This window comes from Corynebacterium sp. ACRPS, from assembly GCF_022346005.1.
Taxonomy (GTDB): Bacteria; Actinomycetota; Actinomycetes; order Mycobacteriales; family Mycobacteriaceae; genus Corynebacterium.
Map to the genome: position 1 here is coordinate 35,782 of NZ_JAKRMY010000013.1, position 24,939 is coordinate 60,720.

A 24,939-nucleotide genomic window follows, 5' to 3' on the forward strand; every position below is an offset into this window, starting at 1 on the left:
TGTTGTAGAGCAAGGCGAGAGCCGAAAGCCTAGCCAAGGCGAGTGGCTAACGGTGCGTTTAGCCCTTGCCCTTGCGCTGTTGCGCGCGGCGCATGCGGCGGTTCATGCCGGACATGTTCTGCGCCTGCTGCGGCATTGGGCCATTGGGCATGCCCGGCATCGTCCCAGGCATGGAGTCCATGGCCTCAATGCGGCGGATATTGTCGTAGGTGGCGTTCTTATTGTAGTTGCGAGGCAGCTTCATGAGGTGGTTGCGCAGCTTGGATACCGGCACCTCGTCTTCGCCGGTGCCGACGTAGACCTCATAGACCGGCACGCCGCCGGCAATCTTGTCCACGCGCTTTTTTAGCTGGTTAAGGGTGGGGCGAAGGCGGTTCTTATTGCCCTCGCACACGAAGATGACGCCCGCATTGCCGATGACCCGGTGGATTAGGTCCTGCTGGCGGGTGGCGGCGATGCCGGATTTTACGGACCATACAATGCCGACGGTATTGCGCAGCTGCTGCTCCAAGGCCCAACCGGCGGCGCCGGGTTGGTCTTCGACGCGCTTGTACATATCGCGTTCCAAGCGGCGGGTAAACAGGAACATCGCCAAAAGCGCGCCCAGGCCCAAGCCGATAATCAGCATGAACCACTGGCCATTAAAGAGCATGCCAATGAGGAAGAACAGAAGGCCGACGCCGAGGAAGGCGGCCAGCATGATAGGGATGAGGGCCTTATCCTGCTTGCGCTGCAAATTGAATGCCTGCCACAACTGTGACCAGGTTTGCTTACGCTTTTGGCGCTTAGCCGCGCGTTCTTGCTTCTTGGCAGCTTTCAGGGCTGCTTTGTCATCTTTCGCCATGGTTCCTACTTTAAAGGTCAGGTGGCATAAATGTTAAACGGCCCCCGCAGATGGCGAGGGCCGAGTAAGAATATTCCGCGGTTTAGCGCACGGTTGCCGCGACCGAATTAGCATTGGCCGGAGTCTTGGCCATGCGGGTGGTCACCGGGGTTTCTTTCGAGGGACCGTACTTATCCAGCAAGGTGGATGCCTCCTGGGCGGTAGCGCCCTGGGACGTTTCCTTCAGGTGCTGGAGGTTTTCCGGCAATTCCAAGCCGCGCTTTTCCATGGCCTGCACGTACAGGCGGCCGGCGCGGTAGGAGGAGCGAACCAACGGGCCGGACATGACGCCGCCGAAGCCCAGCTCCTTGGCCAGCTTGGAGTGGGCCACGAATTCCTCCGGGCGCACCCAGCGCTCGATGGGGTGGAAGCGCGGGCCGGGGCGCAGGTACTGGGTGATGGTGATGATGTCACAGCCAGCCTCGCGCAGGTCGCGCAATGCTTCCTCAACCTCGTCCTCGGTCTCGCCCATGCCCAAAATCAGGTTGGACTTGGTAATAAGGCCGTAGTCGTGGGCCTGGCGGATGACATCGAGGGAGCGCTCGTAGCGGAAGGCCGGGCGGATGCGCTTGAAAATGCGCGGCACGGTCTCCAGGTTGTGGGCGAAGACCTCCGGTTGTGCCTCAAAGACCTCTTCGAGCAGGTCCGGCTTGCCAGAGAAATCCGGGGTGAGGTTCTCCACGCCGGTGTGTGGGTTGAGCTCGTGGATCTTGCGCACGATCTCCGCATACAGCCACGCGCCCTCATCCGGGAGGTCATCGCGGGTTACACCGGTAATGGTGGTGTAGTTGAGGTCCATTTCCTGGATGTTTTCGGCCACGCGGCGCGGCTCGTCGCGGTCGAGCGGCTCCGGCTTGCCGGTAGCAATATCGCAGAAGTCGCAACGACGGGTGCACTTATCGCCGCCGATGAGGAAGGTTGCCTCGCGGGATTCCCAGCATTCGTGGATATTCGGACAACCGGCTTCTTGGCAGACGGTGTGCAGGGAGGCGCCGGCCACGCGGGACTTCATGTCCTCATAGCCCGGTCCGGTGCGTACCTGGTTGCGGATCCACCGCGGCTTTTGTTCGATGGGCGACTCCGCATTTTTCTTCTCAATGCGGAGCATCTTGCGTCCTTCAGGCTTTACAGTCACAAATACTCACTTTATCGATCAAAGATGGTGATGGCTAATAGCTCTTCTAGCTTCAAGGCGCGCGGGCACACAACTATTCCACGCTAGCCCCAAACTAGGGCCACGGGGCTTAAGCCTGCGCTTGCCGACGCCGCTCCCGCGCCTTCTCATTCGCAATCTTTGTGGGATCGGGTGCGGAACCGAAACTGTGATCGGCGACGATGAGGCGGCCGGAGAGGGCATCATCAAGCGCCCGTAATAGCGGCTGTGAGGCTTCTTCCATCGTGACCTCGCGGCCGAGTTCCAGCGAAAGCGTGGTGATATCAGCATCATCGATGCCACAGGCCACGATGTGGTCGTAGTACTCCAGCGTATTGCTGCAGTTAAGCGCTAGGCCGTGCATGGTCACCCCGCGGGTGATGCGGATCCCCAGCGCGGCAATCTTGCGATCGCGCTGCGAGGCGGAAGGATCTTTGGCCTGGGTGGTAGAGGGAACCCATACCCCAGAGCGACCATCGATGCGGCCTGCGGTAGTCACGCCCAGCTCGCGCACCGCCTGGATGGTGGCCTCCTCGAGGCGGCGGACATAATCGACGACATCGACAGGCTCCGCCAGCTTGATGATGGGGTAGAGCACCAACTGCCCTTCCCCGTGCCAGGTGATGCGCCCGCCGCGGTCCACGGTGATAACCGGCAGATCGTTATCCGGCATATCCTCCGGCTGCGTGCGCTTGCCCGCAGTATAGATATTGGGGTGTTCGACCACTAAGACCACATCGTCCTGCGTGCCCTGCGCGCGCGCCGCCGCCACCTCCGCCTGATAATCCCACGCCTCTTGGTAATCCATGCGGCCCAAGTGGCGTATTTCAAGGGGATTGTCCGAGGCGCGAATGGAGCGTTCAGCGGGAAAGAAAGGATCGCGTGGTGCAGTCATAATCTCTAGTGTCGTCTTCTTTGGTAGGGAAAAGCAAAGCGAGGAAAAGCAAAGCGGGAGAATGCCATGGCATCCTCCCGCCTATTTTTCTGTTCGAGTGGGTCGAACGAACCGTCTTTTAGTCCAGGCCGTTCGCGGAGGCGTATTCGTCAGCCTCCATGAGCTCGCCTGCTTCATCCACCTCGACCTCGAAGAGCCAGCCTTCACCGAAGGGATCGTTGTTGATGACGGCGTAGTCATCGTGCACGGCATCGTTGACGGCCTTCACGGTGCCGGTGACCGGGGAGAACAGGTCAGATACGGACTTGGTGGATTCGACCTCGCCACAGGAATCGCCGGCGGTGATGGTATCGCCAACCTCAGGCAGCTCTGCGAAGACGACCTCACCCAGGCGGTCTGCGGCCACGGAGGTGATACCGATGCGAACGGTCTTGCCTTCTACGGCGTCCTTGGCGGCGTTTACCCATTCGTGGTCTTCGGAGTAGGAAAAGTCTTGGGGCAGGTTAGACATAGTATGTAGTCCTTTCGGGCTGAATATTTAGGGTGTGCGGATGGTTTACTTATCGCGCTTGTAGAACGGCAACGCGGTTACCTCAAAAGGATAACGCTTGCCGCGGATTTCTACCTCGACTGCGGTGCCCGGTTCGAGATCCGCGCTGGTATCGAGCAGCGCGATCGCCACCGGGTGGCCGAGCGTGGGGGAGGGCTGGCCAGAGGTGACGGTGCCGACCTTGGTGTCATTGAGGAAAACCTCGGCGCCGGCGCGCGCGGCGCGGCGCTGATCCGAGGTGAGCCCGGAGATAACGACCTGTGGGCCCTCCTCGGCGCGCTTGCGGATGACCTCTGCGCCGACGAAGTCCGCTTCCTTCTTAGCAAAGGCGCGCGACATGCCCGCCTCTACCGGGGTGATATCGCGGGAGAGCTCGTTGCCGTAGAGCGGCATGCCAGCCTCCAATCGCAGCGAATCGCGCGCGGCTAGGCCGCACGGCTTGATGTCATATTCCGCGCCCGCCTTGAGCAATTCTTCCCACAGCTGCGGGGCATCGGAGTTATAGACGATGAGCTCGAAGCCGTCCTCACCGGTATAACCGGTGCGCGCGATGATGGCGAAGGTGCGCGCCACCTTGCCCATCGTGGCGGCGTAGTAGCCCAGCTCGTAGACGGTGTCTTGCTTATTGTCCTCTACCAGCGGGACGAGGATTTCCGCGGCCTTGGGGCCCTGCACGGCGATCATGGCGACGTCGCGGGACTCGTTTTTGAGCTCAACGTCAAAACCCTCGGCACGCTTATTGAGCTCGTCCCAGACGGTATCGGCATTGCCAGCATTGGGCACAACGAGGAACTTTTTCTCCTCGAAGCGATAGGAAATCAGGTCATCGATGATACCGCCGTCTTCAGCGGTGATCATGGAGTACTTGGCCTTGCCCACCTTCAGCGAATCTAGATTAGAGATGAAGGAGTAGGACAAGAACTTGCCGGCATCGGGTCCATTGACCCAGATTTCTCCCATATGGGAGAGATCAAACAGGCCGGCGCTGGTGCGAACGGCGCGGTGTTCTTCCAGTTCGCTGTTGTACTTCAGCGGCATATTCCACGGCCCAAAGGCCGTGAAGGTAGCGCCGAGTTCCTCGTGCTTGGCATTGAGCGGGGAGGTTAGAAGTTCGGTCATTGTTACTCCTCGGAATCGTCGATCTCGAATGCTTCTGGCGGCGGGCAGCTGCACACCAGGTTGCGGTCACCGTAAGCCTCATCGAGGCGGCGAACCGGTGGGAAATACTTGTAGCTATGCAATAGGGACTTGACTGGCCACGCGGCCTTGTCGCGGCCGAAGGAGTACTCCCAGTTATCGGTTGCTACCGACTCAGCCGTAAACGGTGCGTGGTGGATAACGGAGTCCTCGTAGGCCACCTCACCGTCGATGATCTCCTGGATTTCGGCGCGGATGGTGCGCATGGCTTCGACGAAGCGATCCAGCTCGCCCTTGTCTTCAGACTCGGTGGGCTCAATCATCAAGGTGCCGGCCACAGGGAAGGCCAGGGTGGGGGCGTGGAAGCCGAAGTCGATGAGGCGCTTGGCCACATCGGCGGCGGTGACCCCGGAGGCATCGGTAAGCTCGCGCAAATCGATGATGCACTCGTGCGCCACCAAGCCCTCGTTGCCGGTGTAGAGGACGGGGAAGTACTCGTTGAGCGAGGCTGCCAGGTAGTTAGCGCCCAATACGGCGTGGCCGGATGCGGCGGCAAGGCCCTCGGCGCCAGTCATGGCCAGGTAGGCCCACGAAATGGGAAGGACGCCGGCGGAGCCGTACTTGCTACCGGTAATGGGAACGCCCTGGCTCACCGGGGTTTCCGCGGTGGCGTCCAGCTCAGGGGATGCGGCATCGCTGGGCAGGAACGGGATGAGGTGCTCTGCCACCGCTACCGGGCCAACGCCCGGGCCGCCGCCACCGTGGGGAATGGTGAAGGTCTTGTGCAGGTTGAGGTGGGAGACATCGCCGCCGAAATCGCCCGGGCGTGCCCAGCCGGTCAGCGCGTTCATGTTGGCACCATCGATGTAGACTTGGCCGCCGACCGCGTGCACCTTATCGCAGACATCGCGCACCTCGGGGTCGAAGACGCCGTGGGTGGAGGGGTAGGTGACCATGATGCCGGCGATGTGGTTGCCGTGCTTTTCGATCTTTTCTTCCAGGTCCGCGACGTCAATGGAGCCGTCCTCGGCGGTCTTGACTACGGCGACGCGCAGGTTTGCGAGGGTCGCAGAGGCAGCGTTGGTGCCGTGCGCGGAGGCCGGGATGAGCACGACATCGCGCTCATTATCGCCATTGGCCACGTGGTAGCGGCGGATGGCCAGCAAGCCCGCCAACTCGCCCTGGGAGCCGGCATTGGGCTGGATGGAGACCTTGGCATAGCCGGTAAGCTCGGCGAGCCAGCCTTCGATTTCTTCCACCAGTGCGCGCCAGCCCGTCGTGGTTTCTTCCGGGGCATATGGGTGGATGCCGGCAAATTCTGGCCAGGAGATGGGCTCCATAGCCGCGGTGGGGTTGAGCTTCATGGTGCACGAACCCAGCGGAATCATGGAGCGGTCCAGCGCCAAGTCCTTGTCCGCGAGCTTGCGCAGGTAGCGCAGCATCTGGGTCTCAGAATGGATGGAGTGGAAAATCTCGTGCTCCAGCGGTTCCTCGGCGCGCTGCAGATTCTCCGGCAGGTCAAAGTTCGCTTCAGCCGGGCTGGCGCCGAAGGCCTCTGCCAGGTGCGCGACATCGCGCTGCGTGGCGGATTCACCGAAGGATACGGATACCTTGTCGGTGCCAATTGCGCGCACCAAGTAGCCCGCATCCTGCAGTTCGGCCTTGATCTTCTGCGCGTCGACACCGCTAACGGTGACGGTATCGAAGAAGCTCTGCGATGTAACCTCCAGGCCAGCATCCACGATGGACTGGGCGAAGGAGGAGGCCAAGCCGTGCACGCGCTCGGCGATGTCCTTCAGGCCCTTTGGCCCGTGGTAGACGGCGTACATCGAGGCGACATTGGCCAAAAGGGCCTGGGCAGTACAGATATTGGAGGTCGCGCGCTCGCGGCGGATGTGCTGCTCGCGGGTCTGCAGCGCCAAGCGGTAGGCCGGGCGGCCATCGGCATCCTTGGAGACGCCGACGATGCGGCCCGGCATCTGGCGCTTGAGCTTATCCGTTACCGCCATGTAGGCAGCGTGTGGGCCGCCGAAGAAGAGGGGCACACCAAAGCGCTGGGACGAGCCCAAGACGATATCGGCACCCAAGTTTCCGGGGCCTTCCAGAAGCAGCAGGGACAGCGGGTCAGTGACCACGGAGGCCAGCGCGCCGCGGGTGTGCAGCTCTTCAATCAGGGCAGAGGGATCTAAAATCTCGCCTTCGGTGCCGGTGTAGGCGATGACAGCACCGATGAGGTCTTCGCCCACCAAGCCCTCGCGCACGTCCACGATCTCTACTTCGAGGTCAATGGCGCGGGCGCGCTCAGCGGCAACGGTAAGCACCTGCGGGTGGAGGCGGGAGTCCAGCACGACGCGGCGGCCCTTCTTTACCGCGCGCGACATCAAACCGACCGCCTCGGCGGTGGCGGAAGCCTCATCCAATAAGGAAGCATTCGCGATGGGCAGCCCCGTCAAAGACTCGATCATGGTCTGGAAGTTGAGCAAGGCCTCCAAGCGGCCCTGGGAAATCTCGGGCTGGTAGGGGGTATACGCGGTATACCAGCCGGCATCCTCAAGCAGGCCGCGGCGGATGACGGCCGGGGTCAGGGTGTCCGAGTAGCCCTGGCCATAGAAGGGCTTCAGTACAGTGTTTTGGTTGGCGAACTCCCGCAAAGCGGCCTGTGCCCCGTCTTCAGAGAGCGCTTCTGGCAGGTGGGGAAGTTCCTTAGCGCGGATCTTGGGTGGAATGGCGGCATCGACAAGCGCTTGCACGCTGTCGTAGCCCACCGTCCCGAGCATGGCGGACTGCTCGGCAGAATCCGGCCCTAGGTGGCGGGAGATGTAATCCATCTGTGAGGTCTCCTTCATCGGGTGCAATGGTCTTAACCGCCCCTAAGTATATGTTTAATAACCGGTAAAAACAGCGCCCTTGACAAACTTTTATGCAGTAACTCACCGATGAAAATGTGTTGTAGCCTGCTTACCTCCCACTTAGTGAAATATGTCCTGTAGTGCCGGGATAAAACTCCTCTGATATTTGTGCCGGAAGTTCTCCCGCTACACCCCCGCGGAGTACCCCAGGCACGACAAAACCTCCCGTCCCCTTCGCGTGGAAGGAGCGGGAGGTATGCCAGTTAGCTAACTGCTTTAGATATCGAGGTCAGCCTCGAAGTCTGCAGTCTCCAGGCGGTCCTTGATGGTGGTGATGAAGCGACCAGCGTCTGCACCATCGATGACCTGGTGGTCGTAGGTGAATGGCAGGAAGCACATCTGGCGGATGGCGATGGCATCCTGGCCGTTCTCGTTGACCACGACGGCGCGCTTCTGGATAGCCGCGGTACCCAGGATTCCGGCCTGTGGCGGAACCAGGATCGGGGTATCGAGCAGGGCGCCCTCGGAACCGATATTGGTCACGGTGAAGGTGGCACCGGTCAGGTCATTCGGCTTCAGCTTGTTATTGCGGGCCTTATCAGCCAGCTCCGCAATCTGCTGCGCGATTTCCGGCAAGGACAGGTTCTGTGCCTTGTGGATGACCGGGGTGAGCAGACCCTTCGGGGTGTCTACGGCGATGGCGACGTTGACATCCTCGTGGTAGGTCATCTCCTTGGTCTCTGGGTCATAGGAGGCGTTGACGTTCGGGTGGGAAACCAGAGCCTCAGTGGTGGCCTTCACAATGAACGGCAGGAAGGACAGGTTGGCGCCGTACTTATCAATGAACGCCTGCTTGCTCTTCTTGCGCATATCCCAGATAGGAGTCATGTCGACTTCCTGCACGTGGGTAAGCTGTGCGGAAATCTGCAGCGCTTCCACCATCTTGGTAGCGGTGATTTCGCGGATGCGATTGACCTTCTTGGTGGTGCCGATAAGCTCCTGCTTTTCCGGATCTACGGACTTGGTGGACCAGCGTGCGCGTGGGGAGTCAGCAGCCTTCTTATCGTCGCCTTCCGATGCCTTCGCATCGCCCTCGCCAGCAGCGGCCAAGACGTCCTGCTTGCGGATGCGTCCGCCTACACCGGTGCCCTCAATGGAGTTGAGGTCCACGCCGTGCTTATCAGCCAGCTTGCGCACCAACGGGGTGACGTATGGAACGTTATCGCCGTTGTTGACCTTGGCGGAGGTGTTCAGGGAAGAATCCTGCTTCGGCTCTTCCTTCTTCTCGTCAGACTTGGACTCTTCCTTCTTGTCCTCGGACTTGGTTTCTTCCTTGTCTTCGGACTTGTCATCGTCGGAGTCGTCAGAGTCGTCGGAGGATGGTGCGGCGTTTTCGTCGCCGACGCGGGCGATGGCTTCGCCGACCTCGATGGTTTCGTCTTCTTCGGCGAGGATTTCTACCAGGGTGCCGGCAACGGGGGAAGGAATTTCGGTGTCGACCTTGTCGGTGGAGACTTCGAGTAGTGGTTCGTCTACCTCGACGGTGTCGCCGACGGACTTGAGCCACTGGGTGATGGTGCCTTCGGTGACGGATTCGCCGAGCTCTGGCATTTCGACATCGGTGGTCTCGCCGGAAGCCTTGGAGCTGGAGCCGGACTTCTTCTCGTCCTTGTCTTCCTTCTCCTCGGACTTGGATTCTTCCTTGTCCTCAGATTTGTCATCGTCGGAGTCGTCAGAGTCATCGGAAGAGGAATCAGCCTCGTCTTCATCACCGATGAGTGCGATGACCTCGCCGACCTCGATGGTGTCGTCTTCTTCGGCCTTGATTTCTAGGATGGTGCCTGCAACGGGGGAGGGGATTTCGGTGTCGACCTTGTCGGTGGAGACCTCGAGCAAAGGCTCGTCCACCTCGACGGTGTCGCCGACGGACTTAAGCCACTGGGTAATGGTGCCTTCGGTTACGGACTCGCCCAGCTCGGGCATCTCAACGGAGTTCGCCATGAGTTTTAAGACTCCTCGAAAAGTTGGAAGTATTCTATCGCTACCGCACAATCTTACAGCGTGATGACCGTCATCGTGCAGTAGTGGGGTTAGTAATACCCTCCATGCGGGTAAACTAGTGGGTTATGTTCAACCTCTTCCGCCGCAATAAGTCCCGATCGCCACTGCGACCGCCCCGCGGTCCGGGAGAAACTATCCGCCCAGAAGACGAACAAGAACTCAAAATGTGGGCCGCCGATAAGGCTTTTATTGAGGCATTTATCGAGCCAGAGACCGTGGTCAATGAAATGTCCGTGGTCGTTGTGGATGAAAAGGGTGAGTTTATTCGCCGACGCATCGGCGGGCCGAAGGGGATTGACGCGGTAGGAAAACTATTGCAGTGCGACGTTTTTGATGTCGAAGAAACCGGGTACCCCCAACGCATGCGCGAGCGCATGGAACGCCAACGTATCTTGCGTAAAAGGGAAGAACAGCGCCTTCGCCGCGCGCGCTTTGAGCGCGGCGAAAACCCTGATTCGGGGCAGGACTTAAGTTAATCGGCCTAGACGATGGTGGCGCCGGCCTTTTCTAACTTAGCCAAGGCGGCATCCCCGCGGTCCGGATCAACGGGAGAGCAATACTCGCTTAAGACGCGGACGGAAAAGCCTTCCTTTAAAGCATCCGCCGCGGTTGCCTGCACGCAGTGATCCGTGGCAATGCCGACGATATCTACTGCGTCGATATCGTGCTCGCGCAGCCACTCCGCCAGCAAAACGCCGTGTGCCGCGCCCTCGAATCCGGAATACGCGGCGGTGTATTCGCCCTTTCGGAAATATGCTTGCGCAGGACCGATCGTCTCGTGCATCTGCGCCCCATAGGAATCGGCGACGCAGTGCACCGGCCAAGAATCGATAAAATCCGGGTCCTTAGCAAAGTGGGAACCCGGATCGATGTGCCAGTCCTGCGTGGCAACGACGGTGTCATACTCGGTCTGCAAAGAAGAGATCTTCTCTGCAACCTCGTTGCCGCGATCGGTGCCAAGCGCGCCGCCTGGGCAAAAATCGTGTTGGACATCAACGATGATTAAAGCAGTGTTCATAACTCCGCCATTTTATGCTCAGGCGGCTGCGCGGGGTATTACTTTGATTCAGCAATCTCGCGCAGGGCAGCAATGACGGTGCGGGTGGGAACGCCCGTACCCATCTTTGGCGTATAGCCATAAGCGCCGGTGGTATTGAAGGAAGGCCCAGCGACATCGATATGTGCCCATTCGATGCCCTCGCCCACGAACTGCTTTAAGTAGGTGCCGGCGTATTCCATGCCTCCCTCGCGCTTGGCGTTGATATTGCGGATATCGGCGCTGGCGGATTTCACGGATTCTTCGTGCTCTTCCAATAGCGGCATGGCCCAGGCATTTTCGCCGACCTCGCGGCCGATGCCCGCCATCCGGTCGCGGAAGTCTTCTGAACCCATGACGCCGGCGGTGCGCTCGCCTAGGGCGACCATCTGGGCGCCGGTTAGCGTGGCGGTTTCGATGAGGAAGTCGGGCTTATCCTCGCTGGCGCGCGCGATGGCATCGGCAAGCACGAGGCGGCCCTCCGCATCGGTATTGAGAACCTCAGAGGTGATGCCGCCGTAGTGGGTGATGACATCGCCCGGGCGGGTGGCGTTATCGCCCGGCATGTTTTCTGCCAGCGGCAGGGTAGCGGTGATCTTCACCGGCAGGTTGAGCTTGGCCGCAGCGATGATGGAGGCGGCCATGGCGGCGGAACCGCCCATATCGGAAATCATGTCCCACATGCCAGAACCCGGCTTCAAGGAAATGCCGCCGGTATCGAAGGTAATGCCCTTGCCCACGAGCGCCACGTGCTTCTTCGCTTTCTTCGGGTTCCAGCTCAGGCGCACCAGGCGCGGCGGGCGAGCGGAACCGCGGCCAACGGCGGTAATGCCGCCAAAGCCCTGCTTCTGCAGCGCCTTTTCATCCAGGATTTCTACCTCGAGGCCAACCTCTTTAGCCTGGTCGGAGAGGAAGTCTGCATAAGACTCTGGGTACAGCAGGTTGGACGGGGTATTGACCAGATCGCGGGCAATCACCACGGACTCCGCTGTGATCTTGGCCGCCTCGAACTCCTCGCGGGCGGACTTTTCTGCCACCACGGTAAAGGCGGCGGGCTGCTCGGAATCCTTGCCGGACTTAGAACGAAGCCCCTTGAACTTGTAGCCGCCCAAGGTAAGGCCCTCTACCGTGGGTGCGATGCCAAAATCGCCCAAGGAGGTGGCCACCTTTTCCAGCTTGGAAATCGAACGTGCGGCGCTGCCGGCGGCGCGGCGCAAGGTTTCTGCATCGAGGTCCTCGGCATCGCCTAGGCCGACGGCGATGATGGAATCGACCTCTGCCTTCTCAGGCGCCGGGATGCGGGTGACCTCATTGGCCTTACCGGTTGCCCCCACGGCAATGAAGGACTCGTATGCTTCGCGCAGCGCGGCCGGCTTGAGCAGCGAAGTCCCTGGAAGTTCAATGTTGTCTTCACCTTCGAATGCCGCGATGAGTAGCGCCTGGGCATTCTTCGGGGCCTTCTTTTCTAGCTTAAGTTCCGGAAACGCCCCACGTGCGGGTCCATCGTGCTGAGACATAAAATCCTCCTTTTTAATTGGTACTAATGAAACTTCTGCCCATGATACCGCGCTAAAGTGAACATATTCCTACCCAGCTATAGATAAAAGGAGTAGATTGTGGTCATGCTTGATTACACGATTACCCGTACGAATCAACCAACGGCGGCAGCAGATTTAGATAAAATCCTGGCCAATCCCGGCTTTGGCCAGCACTTTACGGACCACATGGTTACCATTGATTGGTCCACGGACAAGGGCTGGCACGACGCGCAAGTCCGCCCCTACGGCCCACTCACGATGGACCCGGCGAGCAACGTCTTCCACTACGGCCAGGCCGTATTCGAGGGCATTAAGGCCTACCGCCAGCCCGATGACTCCATCGTGACCTTCCGCCCCGATCAAAACGCGCAACGCTTTATTAATTCGGCGCAGCGCTTGGCGATGCCCGAGCTACCGCAAGAAGAGTTCATCGAGGCGCTGCGCCAGCTGGTGGACATCGATAAGAGCTGGGTTCCAGAGGCCGGCGGGGAAGCATCGCTCTACCTGCGCCCATTTATGATTTCTACCGAGGTATCACTAGGAGTTCACCCGGCTAATGCGTATCGTTTCATTCTCTTGGCCTCGCCCGCCGGTGCGTATTTCAGTGGCGGCATTAAGCCTGTTTCGGTGTGGCTGTCTACCGACTATGTCCGCTCCGCGCCGGGCGGAACCGGTGCCGCGAAATTCGCTGGCAATTACGCCGGCTCTTTATTGGCGCAGGCCCAGGCCGAAGAAAAGGGCTGTGACCAAGTGGTCTGGCTGGATGCCATCGAACGCCGCTACATCGAAGAGATGGGCGGGATGAACCTCATGTTCGTCTACGGCACCGGCGACGACGCCGAGATCGTTACCCCGGCGCTGTCCGGCTCCCTTTTGCCCGGCATTACCCGCCAGTCCCTGCTGCAGGTCGCCGAAGACATGGGGTACAAGGTAATCGAGCGGCGCATCACCGCCGAAGAATGGCAGCGAGATGTGGAATCAGGGAAGATGACCGAGGCCTTTGCCTGCGGTACCGCCGCAGTCATTACGCCGGTGGGGCGCGTGCTTGGTGAGGATATCGACTTCAGTGTCAATAATAACGAGGCCGGCGAGGTCTCCATGGCCTTGCGCGAGCGCCTGACCGGTATCCAGCGCGGTGCTGTGGAGGATGCCCACGGCTGGTTGCAGACTTTGGTCTAGCACGCCACGGTGTAACGCGGCGCGAGGAGGACCTGCGCCGCGCAGTTAGGCCTCTGCCTGCGCGGCGTCCGCAGTAATTTCTACGCCCAGCAATAAAAGGGGTAGGGCAGCCAAGGCGCCAAGCGCCGGCACCGGCTCCATCTGCAGATCCAGCAGGGGATCCAGCCGCAGCTTCTTTAAGGCCAACCGGTGAGCCGGCTGCGGCGAGATGTTGGTAGCTAGGAGCCAGTCATGGATCCGCGTGTCTGCGGCGGCGGATACGGCGGCGGTGGCGGTTAAGGGGGCATCGACAAGCAGGGGCGTGCGCCGCCTAGCCGCCTGGGACATAAAGCCCACCAGCGCGGCCAATACGGGGGAGCCGCAGGCCTTAATGAGCTCCCGCCCAGTCAGATCGCGCATCCGAAACATGGAATCGCGAATGGCCGCAACCTTCGTCTTCCAGTCCTCGACGCTCGGCTGCTTGCCGACGACCACCACCGGCTCCTCCTGAGCCAAGACACCCATGACGGCTGCGGCAACCTGCGTGCTGTCGATGCCGCCCGGAATAAGCAGATCCGCACCGCCATCGATTTCCGCATCCGCCGCCTGCACTCCTAAGTCATAGGCGGTGGAGCAATCCGTCACCGTGACAGAATTAATGCTGGCCCCAACCCGCCGCGCCGCGGTCTCCGTGGCCAGGGGGATCCCTTCACCGTCCTCGGCGAAAATTACGGCCCGCACCCGCTGTGGCTCGGAAGCGGGGGATCGATCTTGGCAGGCGGCGAGCCACTGTGCGGCATCGCTTAGCCGGCCATAGGGATAAAGCTGCAGGGAATCAGCCATCAGTGTGCTTCCTTAAACGTCGGCCCCGCGCTCTACGCGCGGGCGAGGAATGCGCCACTTGCGGGGCTGGCTGGCGCGGGAAAACGCGTAGAATCCCAGGCCAAAACCGGTGGCGGTGGTTCCGGGGAACTTCTTGCGGACAGCATTATTAGCGCGGCGACCCAGCCAGATGCCGTCGATGGCGAAGATGAGGATAACCACCATGGCAATAGCATTGATGAGGCCGGCGATGCTTGGAGCTGCATAGGTCACAAAGACCACGACGATAAGGGCAAGCGCCATCGGCATTACCCATTCCGAAAGCGTACGGCGGGCATCGATCCAATCGCGCACGTAGGCGCGCTCTTCGCCCTGATCGCGGGCTGGGAGGAAGCGTGGATCGCCTTCGGCCATGCGCTCTTGGCTTTCGCGGTTGCGCTGGTTGCGCTCCTTGCGCTCTTGCTTTTTATATTCTTTCCATTCGTCCTTGCTCATGGACTTTTTGAGTTCCTTGCGGCGCTTATAGCGCTGCGCATCGGATACCCCATGTGGATCGCGCTTCACACCGCGCGCGATTTCTTGTTCCTGGCGCTTTGGCGTGGGACGACCCTTCGGCGGGGTATACCCCTTGCGGTGGGTATTTTCCTGAACTTCTTCCTGCACGGGAGCGGGTTCAGGGGAGGTCTTGTCATCTTTTTGCCACGGAAGTTTCACGCTGATCAGACTACAAGGTTTCGGCCCCAAGAGGGGAATAGGCCCGCCCACGGCGTTGTTATTACTATGGGCTACCTTTTCCCTCCTTGTAGATGCGGGTAGGGTAGTGGCTACGCAACCAAGACACATTTGAGGAGAAGTGATGACCGCTCCAGTTTCCGAAACCGGCGTCATTCTGACCGAGGCCGCAGCCGCAAAGGCAAAGGGCCTGCTTGATCAGGAAGGCCGCGACGATCTCTCCCTGCGCATCGCAGTACAGCCCGGCGGCTGCGCTGGCCTGCGCTACCAGCTCTACTTCGATGACCGCAGCCTTGATGGCGACAAGGTCGACGAGGTGGGTGGCATCAAGCTCGTCGTGGACAAGATGTCCGTGCCATACCTTACCGGCGCCAAGATCGACTTTGCTGACACCATCGAGTCTCAGGGATTTACCATCGATAACCCGAACGCTACCGGCTCCTGCGCGTGTGGCGATTCCTTCAACTAAACAGAAGGATAAAGAAAGAGGGTGAGCGCTTCGCGGCGCTCACCCTCTTTTTATGTCTTTAAAGCTCAGCGTGGAACTTTGCCCAGTTCGGCTTAAAGCTTGACCGGGTAGTCGCGCTGCTCGATCTGCGGGTCGATGCGCTTTTCCACAAAGATACCGTGCCAGATCATAACTGAAAGCACGGTCCATAGGCGGCGGGAGTGATCGGAGACGCCATCGCGGTGCTCCTTGAGCATCTCCAGGACTTCCTTCTTATTGAAGATGTCCTCGGTCTGGGAATCCTTGATGGTGTCTTGTGCCCAGCCGTAGAGCTCGTCGCCGGCCAGCCAGTGGCGCATGGGAACCGGAAAGCCCAGCTTCTTGCGGTTGAGCACGTGCGCGGGAACGATCTGTTCCATGGCCTTGCGCAGCGCATACTTAGTGGTGCCGTGGGAGATTTTCAGGTTATGCGGGATGGATTCTGTGACCTTGAATACTTCCTTATCTAGGAATGGCACGCGCAGCTCCAAGGAGTTGGCCATGTTGATCTTATCGGCCTTGACTAGGATGTCACCGCGCATCCAGGTAAATAGGTCAAGGTGCTGCATGCGGGCTACTGGGTCAAAGTCTTCCGACTGCGCATAGATGGGCGCGGTGACCTCACGGTGATCCCATTCGCGCTTGGCCCATGGGATAACGCGCTGCATCTGTTCAAAGTTAAAGGAGCGTGCGTTGCCGTAGTAGCGCTCCTCCATGGTCATGGAGCCGCGGTTAAGCAGGGACTTACCCTTCATACCATCCGGCAGCACGCGGGAGAGCTTGCCCAGGCCTTGGCGCAGGGGAGAAGGGATCTTCTCAAATGGCGCGAGGGACAGCGGTTCCTTATAGATGGTGTAGCCACCGAAGAGCTCATCGGCACCCTCACCGGACAAGACCACCTTGACGTGCTTGCGGGCTTCTTGGGCCACGAAGTACAGCGGCACGAGGGAAGGATCGGCCACCGGGTTATCCAGGTACCACATGATTTTAGGAATCGACTCGGCGTATTCTTCCGGCGAGACGATCTTGACGATGTGCTCCACGCCGATGGCGGCCGCCGATTCCGCGGCCACGTCCACCTCGGAATAGCCTTCGCGCTCGAAGCCAGTAGTAAAGGTCAGCAGATCTGGGTTGTGGCGCTTGGCCAGGGTAGCGATGGCGGTGGAGTCGATGCCACCAGAGAGGAAGGAACCCACGGTGACATCGGCACGCATGTGCTTAGCGACGGAATCCTCCAGCGCTTCTGCAATCCGGTCAAAGAGCTGTTGTTCCTCGCCTTCTGGAACCTGCTGGACCGGGAAACGCGGCTTGAAGTAGCGCTCGGATACGACCTCCTCGCCCGGCTTCAAGGTCACCGTGCAGCCGGATTCCACGCGCCGAATATTGGCGTGCAAAGATTCCGGTTCCGGCACGTATTGCAGGTCCACGTAGTGCTCGATGGCGCGGCGGTCAAGGTTGAGTTCTAGACCAATGTCCTCGGCCATGTCCAAGATGCACTTCATCTCGGAGGCAAAGACCGTGCCGGCGTCCGTGGTGGCATAGTAAAGCGGCTTGATGCCAAAATGGTCGCGCGCGGCAAACATGGTCTTGGTCTTGGTATCCCAAATGACGATGCCAAACATGCCGCGGAGGTGCTCGACAACGTCCTTGCCCCAGTGGTGGTAGCCCACCGCAATGGGTTCGCCATCGCCTTCCGTATAGAAGGTATAGCCCAAGGCCTTGAGTTCTTCGCGGAGCTCAACGTAGTTGTAGATCTCGCCGTTAAAGGTAAGGGCATACCGCTCTGGCTCGTCCTCAGGGCCCCAGCGCAGGGGCTGGTGGGAATGTTCCAAGTCAATAATGGACAGGCGGTTAAAGCCGAAGGCGGCGTCGCCATCATGCCAAGTACCGGCTGCGTCCGGTCCGCGGTGGTGCATGCAAGGAAGCGACCGCTCCAACGCGTCGACATATTTGTCCACGTCACCGGTGGCCGCGAGCATGCCAAGAAGTCCGCACATGTAAAGATAGCTCCTTTTAATTAAGCGACTGGTGCTCGTTGTTCTACTTTACGGTGCGTGGGGTGGAAACCAGAAAGCGCCACGGCTTGGAGGAAGCTGCAGAAAAGCTTAAATTAAGCTTCCCCGTAAGGGTGCGAACTTTCGTATGATGGTCGGAATAGTTCCTTGTGAGTTAAGGCACATGGTGAAAGCGCAGACTGGGGGTACGGTTGGAACATTGTGCAGGTGGGGCGGTAACCTACTGAAACGTGGATATAAATTGAGCGCGCTGGGTTTCTTTTAAAGTTTCAAAATGGCTGGGAACCAAGCATTTATCCATTATTCTGATTGGGTAAGGGTGCTCTGTGAGTATTCGAGAAGTTTGTGTGGACAGAAAGGCAGAACACACGTGGGACAGCGTAATAAGCGCACCTTCGCCCGTAAGGCGGGCGTAGCTGGCGCACTTGCCCTAGGCGGTCTCGCCCTGGCTGGTTGTGACGTTCAGGCGCCAACTGCTGTAGAGAACCTCCTGGGATTCGGTTGGCCAAAGGGTGTTACCCCTGAGGCTGAAGCAATGTACAACTTCTGGATCTGGGTCTGGGTTGCAGCTTGGATTGTCGGCTTCATCATGTGGGGCCTATTCCTTACTGCAATTTTCCGCTGGAGCGCGAAGAAGGCAAAGCGTGATGGAAAGGGTGAATTCCCGCGCCAGACGCAGTACAACGTGCCATTGGAAATGGTATTGACCATCGTTCCAATCCTGATCATCATGACCTTGTTCTTCTTCACGGTGCAGACCCAGCAGAAGGTCACCGCATTGGATAAGGATCCAAAGGTCACCGTTGATGTCACGGCATTCCAGTGGAACTGGAAGTTCGGCTACGCCGAGAACCACGTCAACGGTGAGAACTACAACGGTGCGGACGAAGCACGTCAGGCTGAAGCGGAAAAGACCGCCCATGACCCTGAGGGTGTGGACAATCCCAACCCAATTCACGGTAAGTCCAAGGGTGACCTTTCCTACCTCAACTACAACAAGATTGAGACCGTAGGCTCCACCGAAGAGGTTCCGGTTCTGGTACTTCCTTCCGATACCGCAATCGAGTTCCGTTTGGCTTCCGCTGACGTTTCTCACGCGTTCTGGGTGCCGGAGTTCTTGTTCAAGCGCGACGTCTATGCACACCCTGAGGCCAACGCCCAGGAACGCAGCTTCCAGATCGAATCGATTGATAAGCAAGGCGCCTTTGTCGGCCGCTGTGCTGAGATGTGCGGTACCTACCACTCCATGATGAACTTCGAGGTTCGCGTTGTGTCCCCAGAGGACTTCAATGCCTACATGGACTTCCGTGAGAAGAACCCGAACGCCACCAACGCCGAGGCGCTGAAGGAAATCGGCCAGGATCCGTACGCAGTTACCACCCACCCGTTCTCCGGTGAGCGTGACACCGCCGATGGTGACAACTACGTTAAGACCGCGGCATAAGAGATAAGGACATTACACAATGCGTGCAACATCGAAAGTCTTTTACTCAATCGCGACCTACCTTTTCGTCTCGCTGATTGTTTATATCTTTGGCGTCACCCTCGTGAAGGATGATGGTTACCTCTACGGCGCCGAGTGGGTGGGCATCGTGGGTATGTTTCTCTCCGTCGTGCTCTGCCTCATGCTGGGCGGCTACCTGCACTTCACCGATAACCGCAGCGACGTTCTGCCGGAAGACTGGGAAGAAGCAGAGACCGAGGACTCCGCCGGTATCTTGGGCTTCTTCTCCCCAAGCTCCATCTGGCCACTGGCCATGGCAGGCTCCATCGGCTTCTTGGGCCTCGGCGTCATCTTCCTGTACTACTGGCTCATCGCCTTGGGTGCCGTGTGCTTGATTGCTGCCTGCGCCGGCCTGTCCTTGCAATACGGTCTGCCTAAGGAAAAGCACTAGAAATCATCTAGTCGCAGCCACTGCCTAAACTTCTCAGCCCTCCTCACCATTCCTCGGTGGGGAGGGCTTTGGCGATCTGCGTCGGAAATCGACGGGCAAAGTTCCCGCGGTGCCCAATTTTTTTAGAGGAGGGGGAGAGGGGTTGTGCCCAGGTTTTAAGTGGGCAGCAAAAGTGCATACCAGCACGTAAACGGCTATTTCTGTGGGGGTCAACCGAAAGTTGCAAATGGGCCATTTTTCCCGAAAACCACCATGTGATTTATCTCTCTAAGAAAATTGCCGAAACCGGTTGCGGACGAGAGCTGAACCGTCGCGGCCGAGACGGCTACAGCGGAGTGGATTGTGACAGAACTTCAAGTTTGCAGGCGTCACCTGCATTGATGTCTCGTCGGATGAGAATAGAAAAAGTTCCCAGGTAATTATTAATAGCGAGTTCCACACGCTTCCTTATTGGTGGCTGGCAATTCGGTAAAAAACGATTAGCGAAGGCGGGGGGAATTGAAGTGACTTTAGGGTCCGGAACGGCCATAATTACCACTGTGACGAGCGTAGTTTCTAACCAAGGTATGACAGCACCACGTGTTGCCTCGCTGAACCGACCCAATATGGTCAGCGTGGGCACCATCGTGTTCCTGTCTCAGGAATTGATGTTCTTTGCCGGACTGTTCGCGATGTGGTTCACCTCGCGAGCGAACGGCCAGGAAGGCGATTGGGCGGAGCACACTGCCCATATCAACCTGCCAATGGGTTTTCTCATTACTGCAGTGTTGATTTCTTCCTCCGTGACCTCGCAGTTCGGCGTGTTTGCCGCAGAAAGGGGTGACGTTTACAAGCTTCGACTCTGGTACACCATCACGCTGGTATTGGGTGTTGTCTTCTTGGGCATCATGGCGTTTGAGTGGGCTGAGTTGATTCACGCAGGCGTGACGGTACAGTCCAGCGTCTTTGGTTCGGTGTTCTACATCATCACCGGCTTCCACGCTGCGCACGTAACCGCCGGTTTGATTTCCTTTGCAATCATCCTGGCCCGTATCGCTAAATCTAAATTCACGCCGGCACAGGCAACTGCCGCCATGGCGGTGTCCTACTACTGGCACTTCGTTGACGTTGTGTGGATCGGTGTGTTCACCGTTATCTACTTGATTCAGTAGTGTCGGCGAACCTCTCCCCAAAACAGTCCTCCCGTGTTCGAGTTATCTAAAGGAAAATGATGGATAACAATTCGCAGTCCGAGTCAGTGGAGCAGACCACTGTCGCGGCTAAGAAGACCCGCCGTCGCCGCAAGGCGAAGCGCACCCTTGCAGGTGGCTTTGCTTTGGCCATCGGTTTGACTGGCGCTGGCGTCTTGGCCTCTGCCTTGACGCCCGACGCTCAGGTCGCTACGGCGGAAAAAGATGATCAAGCCCTCGTGCAAGAGGGTAAGGACATCTACGACACCGCTTGTATCACCTGCCACGGTGCCAATCTGCAGGGCATCGAAGGCCGTGGCCCCTCTCTCGTAGGTATCGGAGCCGGCTCTGTGTACTTCCAAGTTCACTCTGGGCGTATGCCGATGATGTCCAACGACGCTCAGGCAGAGCGCAAGGCTCCTCGTTACACCGAGCAGCAGACCTTGGCGCTGGCCGCTTATGTTGCAGCTAACGGCGGCGGCTCGGACATCGTCTACAACGATGATGGAAGCATTGCTCAGGAATCCCTTCGTGGCGCTAACTACAATGGTCAGATTCAGGCCGAAGACGTTGCTAAGGGCTCCGAGCTGTTCCGCATGAACTGTGCATCCTGCCACAACTTCACCGGCCAGGGCGGCGCGCTGTCCTCCGGTAAATACGCTCCTGAGCTCGCGCCCGCTAACGAGCAGGAGATCTACCAGGCAATGTTGACCGGTCCGCAGAACATGCCAAAGTTCTCTGACCGCCAGCTGACTGCAGACGAAAAGAAGGACATCATCGCCTACTTGAAGTCTGCGGAAGAGACTCCGTCTCCTGCCGGTTGGGATCTTGGCGGTCTCGGCCCAGTGGCTGAAGGCCTGGCAATGTGGATTATCGGTATCAGCGCCCTGTGCGCCGCTGCTATGTGGATTGGATCGCGCTCATGAGCAATGTGAAAAAGAATTACACTGACGCAGAGCTCGATAAGATGAGCAATGATGAACTTGCTGCACTTGGTACCGAGCTCGATGATGTCACCGTAGCGTTCCGCAAGGAGCGCTACCCGGTTGAAGGTGACCCCGCAGATAAGCGCGCGGGGCGCAATGTCGCCATCTGGTTGGCAATCTCCGCTATCGGCGGATTGGGCTTCTTGGCTGTTTACCTCTTCTGGCCTTGGCAGTACAAGCAGCTAGGGGAGGACGGCCTTGTTTGGCATACTCTCTACACCCCGCTGCTTGGCATTACCGCCGCACTGTCCATTTTTGGACTCGGCTTTGCCATCGTGCAGTACGTCAAAAAGATTCTGCCGGAAGAGATTTCCGTGCAGCGTCGCCACGATGGCCCTTCGGAAGAAGTTGACCGTCGTACTCTTACCGCTCTCTTGAACGACTCGTGGAAGACCTCCACTCTTGGCCGCCGTAAGACCATCCAAGGTCTGCTCGGTGGTGCGGGCGTACTCTTCGGCTTGACTGTTATTGCTCCGCTGGGCGGCGCAATCCGTAATCCATGGAAGGTTCGCCACGAGGTGAACTACGCCGGTGACGGCACGCTGTGGACCTCCGGTTGGACCATGTACGAGAAGGGCGTAAAGCTTTACCTCGCTCGTGACACCGGCACCATCGCTGAGAAGCACTCTGGTGAGTCCGGAGAGCACTACACCACCGAAGGCGTTACCCGCCTTGTGCGCGTTCGCCCTGAGGACTTGGCCGCCGGTGGCATGGAGACCGTCTTCCCGCTTGCGGAAGAAGACGTCAACGACGGTGACCAGTACGACGCTAAGCGCGACGTGTACGAACACCACATGCACTCCATCCACGGCAACCGCAACGCGGTGATGTTGATTCGTCTGCGCCACTCCGATGCGCAGAAGGCAATCGAGCGTGAGGGACAGGAAGACTTCCACCACGGCGATTACTACGCCTACTCCAAGATTTGTACTCACATTGGTTGCCCAACTTCCTTGTACGAGGCACAAACCAACCGAATCCTGTGCCCCTGCCACCAGTCGCAGTTCGACGCATTGCACTACGGTAAGCCGGTCTTCGGCCCGGCCGCCCGTGCTCTGCCACAGCTGCCTATCACGGTGGACGATGAGGGCTACCTTGTTGCAGAGGGCAACTTCATTGAGCCTGTCGGTCCGGCATTCTGGGAGCGTAAGTCATAATGAGCAATAAACTCGCCCAAATGGGCAACAACATGGACGAGCGCTACAGCGCCGCCGGCGTGCTAAGGACGCAGCTAAACAAGGTCTTTCCGACCCACTGGTCCTTCATGCTCGGTGAGATGGCGCTGTACAGCTTCATCATTCTTCTACTAACCGGTACATACCTAGCGCTTTTCTTCGATCCTTCCATTACGAAGGTCATCTACGACGGCACCTACGCACCGCTGAACGGTGTTGAGATGTCGCGCGCCTATGCAACCGCACTCGATATTTCCTTCGAGGTGCGTGGCGGTCTCTTTGTTCGCCAGATGCACCACTGGGCAGCCCTGCTGTTCATGATGTCGATGGTTGCGCACATGCTGCGCATCTTCTTCACCGGTGCTTTCCGTCGCCCGCGCGAAGCCAACTGGATTATTGGTTGCACCCTTATCCTGCTGGGCATGATCGAGGGCTTCCTCGGTTACTCCCTGCCGGATGACCTGCTTTCCGGTGTCGGTCTGCGCATTATGTCCGCCATCATCCTGGGTCTGCCGATTATCGGTACCTGGCTGCACTGGGCCATCTTCAACGGCGACTTCCCGTCCGACCTGATGCTGGACCGCTTCTACATCCTCCACGTTCTGGTTATCCCAGGCATCATCCTGGGCCTCATTGCAGCCCACTTGATCATGGTTTGGTTCCAGAAGCACACCCAGTTCCCTGGACCGGGTCGCGCAGAGAATAACGTTGTCGGCGTCCGCATTATGCCGGTCTTCGCCACCAAGGCAATTGGTATGGGCATGATGGTCGCTGGTGTCCTGGCTCTGATGTCCGGTGTGCTGACCATCAACGCCATCTGGTTGCTTGGTCCGTACAACCCATCTCAGGTTTCTGCAGGTTCTCAGCCCGATATCTACATGCTCTGGACAGACGGTGTGGCTCGTGTCATGCCTGCTTGGGAGCTGTACCTGGGTAACTACACGATTCCTTCCGCCTTCTGGGTCGCGCTGTTGTGTGGCCTGATGGTCGTGCTGCTTATCACCTACCCGTTCCTGGAGAAGAAGTTCACTGGTGACGATGCGCACCACAACCTTCTGCAGCGACCGCGTGACGTTCCTACGCGTTCTGCAATCGGTGCAGCAGCAATCGTGTTCTTCCTGCTGGTTACTCTCTCCGGTGGTAACGACCACGTTGCGCACTTCTTCCAGATTTCGTTGAATGCGATGACCTGGGTCGGACGTATCGGCCTGATTGTCCTGCCGCCGATTGCTTACTTTATGACCTACCGCATTTGCGTTGGTCTCCAGCGCTCTGACCGCGAGGTGCTCGAGCACGGTATTGCTACCGGTGTCATCAAGCAGCTGCCTAACGGTGCCTTCATTGAGGTCCACCAGCCGCTCGGCTCGGTTGATGAGCACGGCCACGCAGTACCGCTTGAGTACGCAGGCGCTCAGGTGCCGAAGCAGCTTAACCACCTCGGTTACGCTGACTCCGAGATTCAGGGCACCTTCAGCCCGGACGATCCGGAACTCATGCGCCGCGTTCACGAGATTCACGAGGAGAACCACGAAGAGGAAGCGGAGATGTTCCGTCGCCTCAACGAGGCCAACCGCCGTGATGACGAGGAAAACGGTCGCATCTAACCTTTCCTTGGGTTAGCTCGATACACGCTCACTAAACGAGCCCGCTAAGCCACCAATACTTGGTGGTAAGCGGGCTCGTTTCAGTTTTGGGACCGTCGCTTTTTAAGGAATCGCGGCTTACTGTTGCTGGGCTATCGAGCTAGGAGTCGGCACATAATGCAGACATCCTGGGACTGTCTCTTTTGGGCGAAAACCGGATATTTGCCTGAAATAACTTGGTAGATGGCCTCGCACAAACGCGGGGTCAACCTAGGAGGTAAGAACTTCGTCGTCCTTCACATACGGGAATGGAAGTACCGACAAACGCCGGCTCACGCGGAAACGCCTTGTCTAGCGGTGGGCAATAGCGCCAGCCCTGTTAGTTAGCAGTAGGGTAGCCGTCCTAGGAGCATGAGGTTGCCACTGAGCCTGGGATGGAAGATTTCCGTAATGAGGGCCTTCAAACGAGTCCATAGCCGGCATTTGCCTTTAAACGTGGTCTTCAGGGCTTCGGAATAGCTATTGCACACCCTCCAGCCCTCATGTGTTCTTTTCCCGTTGCTTCACTTTTGGACACAGTTAGCACAGTTCTTATTGGCAGCTTTTCTGCTGTAGTCATCACCACTAGAAGCGTGAGACTTACCTAGGTCTGTTATGTCCATGAGGTTTTTGGACTTGGAGTCCAGCTACTTTTTGGACTCGGAGTCTAGGGACTTTGTGGACGCGGAGTCTCCCCGCTTTTTGGGCGGGGAGTCCACGGAGTTTTTGTACTGGTGCTAGTTTGGCTTCTTCCGGCGGCTTGGCCGTGGCCCAGA

At 58.6% G+C, this 24,939-nt stretch carries 21 protein-coding genes; 9 read left to right on the forward strand and 12 right to left on the reverse strand.

The window, feature by feature from the left end; all coding sequences use genetic code 11:
• Positions 1 to 58: 58 nt before the first annotated feature.
• The 7 genes from MHX65_RS08835 to sucB all read right to left on the reverse strand — a co-directional run bounded on the left by MHX65_RS08835 (position 59) and on the right by sucB (position 9,468).
• Positions 59 to 844, reverse strand: a complete 786-nt coding sequence (locus MHX65_RS08835; RefSeq protein WP_239269734.1) for a DUF4191 domain-containing protein — start codon at positions 842 to 844, stop codon at positions 59 to 61.
• Positions 845 to 926: 82 nt separating this feature from the next.
• Positions 927 to 1,991, reverse strand: coding sequence for a lipoyl synthase (gene lipA, locus MHX65_RS08840; protein ID WP_005278301.1), 1,065 nt, complete (start codon positions 1,989 to 1,991; stop codon positions 927 to 929).
• A gap of 136 nt (positions 1,992 to 2,127) precedes the next feature.
• Positions 2,128 to 2,931, reverse strand: a complete 804-nt coding sequence (gene lipB / locus MHX65_RS08845) for a lipoyl(octanoyl) transferase LipB (protein WP_239269735.1) — start codon at positions 2,929 to 2,931, stop codon at positions 2,128 to 2,130.
• A 118-nt stretch (positions 2,932 to 3,049) separates the two neighbouring features.
• Positions 3,050 to 3,442, reverse strand: a complete 393-nt coding sequence (gene gcvH, locus MHX65_RS08850) for a glycine cleavage system protein GcvH (protein WP_239269736.1) — start codon at positions 3,440 to 3,442, stop codon at positions 3,050 to 3,052.
• A gap of 45 nt (positions 3,443 to 3,487) precedes the next feature.
• On the reverse strand, positions 3,488 to 4,600 hold the full coding sequence (gcvT, locus tag MHX65_RS08855) for a glycine cleavage system aminomethyltransferase GcvT (RefSeq protein ID WP_239269737.1): 1,113 nt from the start codon (positions 4,598 to 4,600) through the stop codon (positions 3,488 to 3,490).
• Between the two features lie 2 nt (positions 4,601 to 4,602).
• Positions 4,603 to 7,446 (reverse strand): aminomethyl-transferring glycine dehydrogenase, encoded by a 2,844-nt coding sequence (gene gcvP, locus MHX65_RS08860; protein WP_239269738.1) that lies wholly within the window; start codon positions 7,444 to 7,446, stop codon positions 4,603 to 4,605.
• A 297-nt stretch (positions 7,447 to 7,743) separates the two neighbouring features.
• Positions 7,744 to 9,468: a 2-oxoglutarate dehydrogenase, E2 component, dihydrolipoamide succinyltransferase gene (gene sucB, locus MHX65_RS08865; protein ID WP_239269739.1), complete on the reverse strand. Its 1,725-nt coding sequence runs from the start codon at positions 9,466 to 9,468 to the stop codon at positions 7,744 to 7,746.
• Between the two features lie 125 nt (positions 9,469 to 9,593).
• Between sucB and MHX65_RS08870 the strand changes: the two genes are divergently transcribed.
• The gene (locus MHX65_RS08870) at positions 9,594 to 10,004 is read left to right on the forward strand and encodes a hypothetical protein (protein WP_005283964.1); all 411 of its coding nucleotides are present in this window, start codon (positions 9,594 to 9,596) and stop codon (positions 10,002 to 10,004) included.
• A gap of 5 nt (positions 10,005 to 10,009) precedes the next feature.
• On the opposite strand, the gene MHX65_RS08875 is transcribed toward MHX65_RS08870, so the two are convergent.
• Positions 10,010 to 10,546 (reverse strand): isochorismatase family protein, encoded by a 537-nt coding sequence (locus MHX65_RS08875; protein ID WP_239269740.1) that lies wholly within the window; start codon positions 10,544 to 10,546, stop codon positions 10,010 to 10,012.
• 38 nt (positions 10,547 to 10,584) lie between these two features.
• Positions 10,585 to 12,081: a leucyl aminopeptidase gene (locus MHX65_RS08880; RefSeq protein WP_239269741.1), complete on the reverse strand. Its 1,497-nt coding sequence runs from the start codon at positions 12,079 to 12,081 to the stop codon at positions 10,585 to 10,587.
• A 105-nt stretch (positions 12,082 to 12,186) separates the two neighbouring features.
• Between MHX65_RS08880 and MHX65_RS08885 the strand changes: the two genes are divergently transcribed.
• Positions 12,187 to 13,281, forward strand: a complete 1,095-nt coding sequence (locus tag MHX65_RS08885) for a branched-chain amino acid aminotransferase (protein WP_239269742.1) — start codon at positions 12,187 to 12,189, stop codon at positions 13,279 to 13,281.
• Between the two features lie 45 nt (positions 13,282 to 13,326).
• Here the strand turns inward: MHX65_RS08885 and MHX65_RS08890 are convergent, their stop codons facing one another.
• The gene (locus MHX65_RS08890; protein WP_239269743.1) at positions 13,327 to 14,103 is read right to left on the reverse strand and encodes a nicotinate-nucleotide--dimethylbenzimidazole phosphoribosyltransferase; all 777 of its coding nucleotides are present in this window, start codon (positions 14,101 to 14,103) and stop codon (positions 13,327 to 13,329) included.
• Positions 14,104 to 14,115: 12 nt separating this feature from the next.
• The gene (locus MHX65_RS08895) at positions 14,116 to 14,796 is read right to left on the reverse strand and encodes a DUF3043 domain-containing protein (protein WP_239269744.1); all 681 of its coding nucleotides are present in this window, start codon (positions 14,794 to 14,796) and stop codon (positions 14,116 to 14,118) included.
• A 142-nt stretch (positions 14,797 to 14,938) separates the two neighbouring features.
• On the opposite strand from MHX65_RS08895, the gene MHX65_RS08900 reads away from it, so the two are divergent.
• On the forward strand, positions 14,939 to 15,283 hold the full coding sequence (locus MHX65_RS08900; RefSeq protein ID WP_005283948.1) for a HesB/IscA family protein: 345 nt from the start codon (positions 14,939 to 14,941) through the stop codon (positions 15,281 to 15,283).
• 92 nt (positions 15,284 to 15,375) lie between these two features.
• On the opposite strand, the gene asnB is transcribed toward MHX65_RS08900, so the two are convergent.
• On the reverse strand, positions 15,376 to 17,298 hold the full coding sequence (gene asnB, locus MHX65_RS08905) for an asparagine synthase (glutamine-hydrolyzing) (protein WP_239269745.1): 1,923 nt from the start codon (positions 17,296 to 17,298) through the stop codon (positions 15,376 to 15,378).
• 388 nt (positions 17,299 to 17,686) lie between these two features.
• On the opposite strand from asnB, the gene ctaC reads away from it, so the two are divergent.
• From ctaC to qcrB, 6 genes are all read left to right on the forward strand, one after another.
• Positions 17,687 to 18,760 carry an aa3-type cytochrome oxidase subunit II gene (gene ctaC / locus MHX65_RS08910; RefSeq protein ID WP_239269746.1) on the forward strand — a complete coding sequence of 358 codons (1,074 nt, stop codon included), beginning with the start codon at positions 17,687 to 17,689 and terminating at the stop codon, positions 18,758 to 18,760.
• Between the two features lie 19 nt (positions 18,761 to 18,779).
• Positions 18,780 to 19,211 (forward strand): aa3-type cytochrome oxidase subunit IV, encoded by a 432-nt coding sequence (gene ctaF / locus MHX65_RS08915; RefSeq protein ID WP_023023132.1) that lies wholly within the window; start codon positions 18,780 to 18,782, stop codon positions 19,209 to 19,211.
• A 539-nt stretch (positions 19,212 to 19,750) separates the two neighbouring features.
• Positions 19,751 to 20,362, forward strand: coding sequence for an aa3-type cytochrome oxidase subunit III (ctaE, locus tag MHX65_RS08920; protein ID WP_369707792.1), 612 nt, complete (start codon positions 19,751 to 19,753; stop codon positions 20,360 to 20,362).
• A gap of 56 nt (positions 20,363 to 20,418) precedes the next feature.
• Complete coding sequence (qcrC, locus tag MHX65_RS08925) at positions 20,419 to 21,306, forward strand: cytochrome bc1 complex diheme cytochrome c subunit (protein WP_239269747.1); 888 nt, start codon at positions 20,419 to 20,421, stop codon at positions 21,304 to 21,306.
• Entirely contained in the window at positions 21,303 to 22,523 is a 1,221-nt protein-coding gene (qcrA, locus tag MHX65_RS08930; protein WP_239269748.1) for a cytochrome bc1 complex Rieske iron-sulfur subunit, read from the forward strand. The genes qcrC and qcrA overlap by 4 nt, the downstream gene beginning before the upstream one ends.
• Positions 22,523 to 24,145 carry a cytochrome bc1 complex cytochrome b subunit gene (gene qcrB, locus MHX65_RS08935; RefSeq protein WP_239269749.1) on the forward strand — a complete coding sequence of 541 codons (1,623 nt, stop codon included), beginning with the start codon at positions 22,523 to 22,525 and terminating at the stop codon, positions 24,143 to 24,145. Before qcrA ends, qcrB begins: the two co-directional genes overlap by 1 nt.
• The last annotated feature ends 794 nt before the right edge of the window (positions 24,146 to 24,939 follow it).

Coding starts and splice junctions, on each gene's coding strand:
- ctaF (WP_023023132.1), top strand. CDS start 18,780: ATGCGTGCAACATCGAAAGTCTTTTACTCAATCGCGACCTACCTTTTC.
- MHX65_RS08890 (WP_239269743.1), bottom strand. CDS start 14,103: ATGGCTGATTCCCTGCAGCTTTATCCCTATGGCCGGCTAAGCGATGCC.
- qcrB (WP_239269749.1), top strand. CDS start 22,523: ATGAGCAATAAACTCGCCCAAATGGGCAACAACATGGACGAGCGCTAC.
- gcvH (WP_239269736.1), bottom strand. CDS start 3,442: ATGTCTAACCTGCCCCAAGACTTTTCCTACTCCGAAGACCACGAATGG.
- gcvP (WP_239269738.1), bottom strand. CDS start 7,446: ATGGATTACATCTCCCGCCACCTAGGGCCGGATTCTGCCGAGCAGTCC.
- gcvT (WP_239269737.1), bottom strand. CDS start 4,600: ATGACCGAACTTCTAACCTCCCCGCTCAATGCCAAGCACGAGGAACTC.
- MHX65_RS08900 (WP_005283948.1), top strand. CDS start 14,939: ATGACCGCTCCAGTTTCCGAAACCGGCGTCATTCTGACCGAGGCCGCA.
- qcrA (WP_239269748.1), top strand. CDS start 21,303: ATGAGCAATGTGAAAAAGAATTACACTGACGCAGAGCTCGATAAGATG.
- lipA (WP_005278301.1), bottom strand. CDS start 1,991: ATGCTCCGCATTGAGAAGAAAAATGCGGAGTCGCCCATCGAACAAAAG.
- MHX65_RS08870 (WP_005283964.1), top strand. CDS start 9,594: ATGTTCAACCTCTTCCGCCGCAATAAGTCCCGATCGCCACTGCGACCG.
- MHX65_RS08885 (WP_239269742.1), top strand. CDS start 12,187: ATGCTTGATTACACGATTACCCGTACGAATCAACCAACGGCGGCAGCA.
- MHX65_RS08880 (WP_239269741.1), bottom strand. CDS start 12,081: ATGTCTCAGCACGATGGACCCGCACGTGGGGCGTTTCCGGAACTTAAG.
- qcrC (WP_239269747.1), top strand. CDS start 20,419: ATGATGGATAACAATTCGCAGTCCGAGTCAGTGGAGCAGACCACTGTC.
- asnB (WP_239269745.1), bottom strand. CDS start 17,298: ATGTGCGGACTTCTTGGCATGCTCGCGGCCACCGGTGACGTGGACAAA.
- MHX65_RS08835 (WP_239269734.1), bottom strand. CDS start 844: ATGGCGAAAGATGACAAAGCAGCCCTGAAAGCTGCCAAGAAGCAAGAA.
- sucB (WP_239269739.1), bottom strand. CDS start 9,468: ATGGCGAACTCCGTTGAGATGCCCGAGCTGGGCGAGTCCGTAACCGAA.
- lipB (WP_239269735.1), bottom strand. CDS start 2,931: ATGACTGCACCACGCGATCCTTTCTTTCCCGCTGAACGCTCCATTCGC.
- MHX65_RS08875 (WP_239269740.1), bottom strand. CDS start 10,546: ATGAACACTGCTTTAATCATCGTTGATGTCCAACACGATTTTTGCCCA.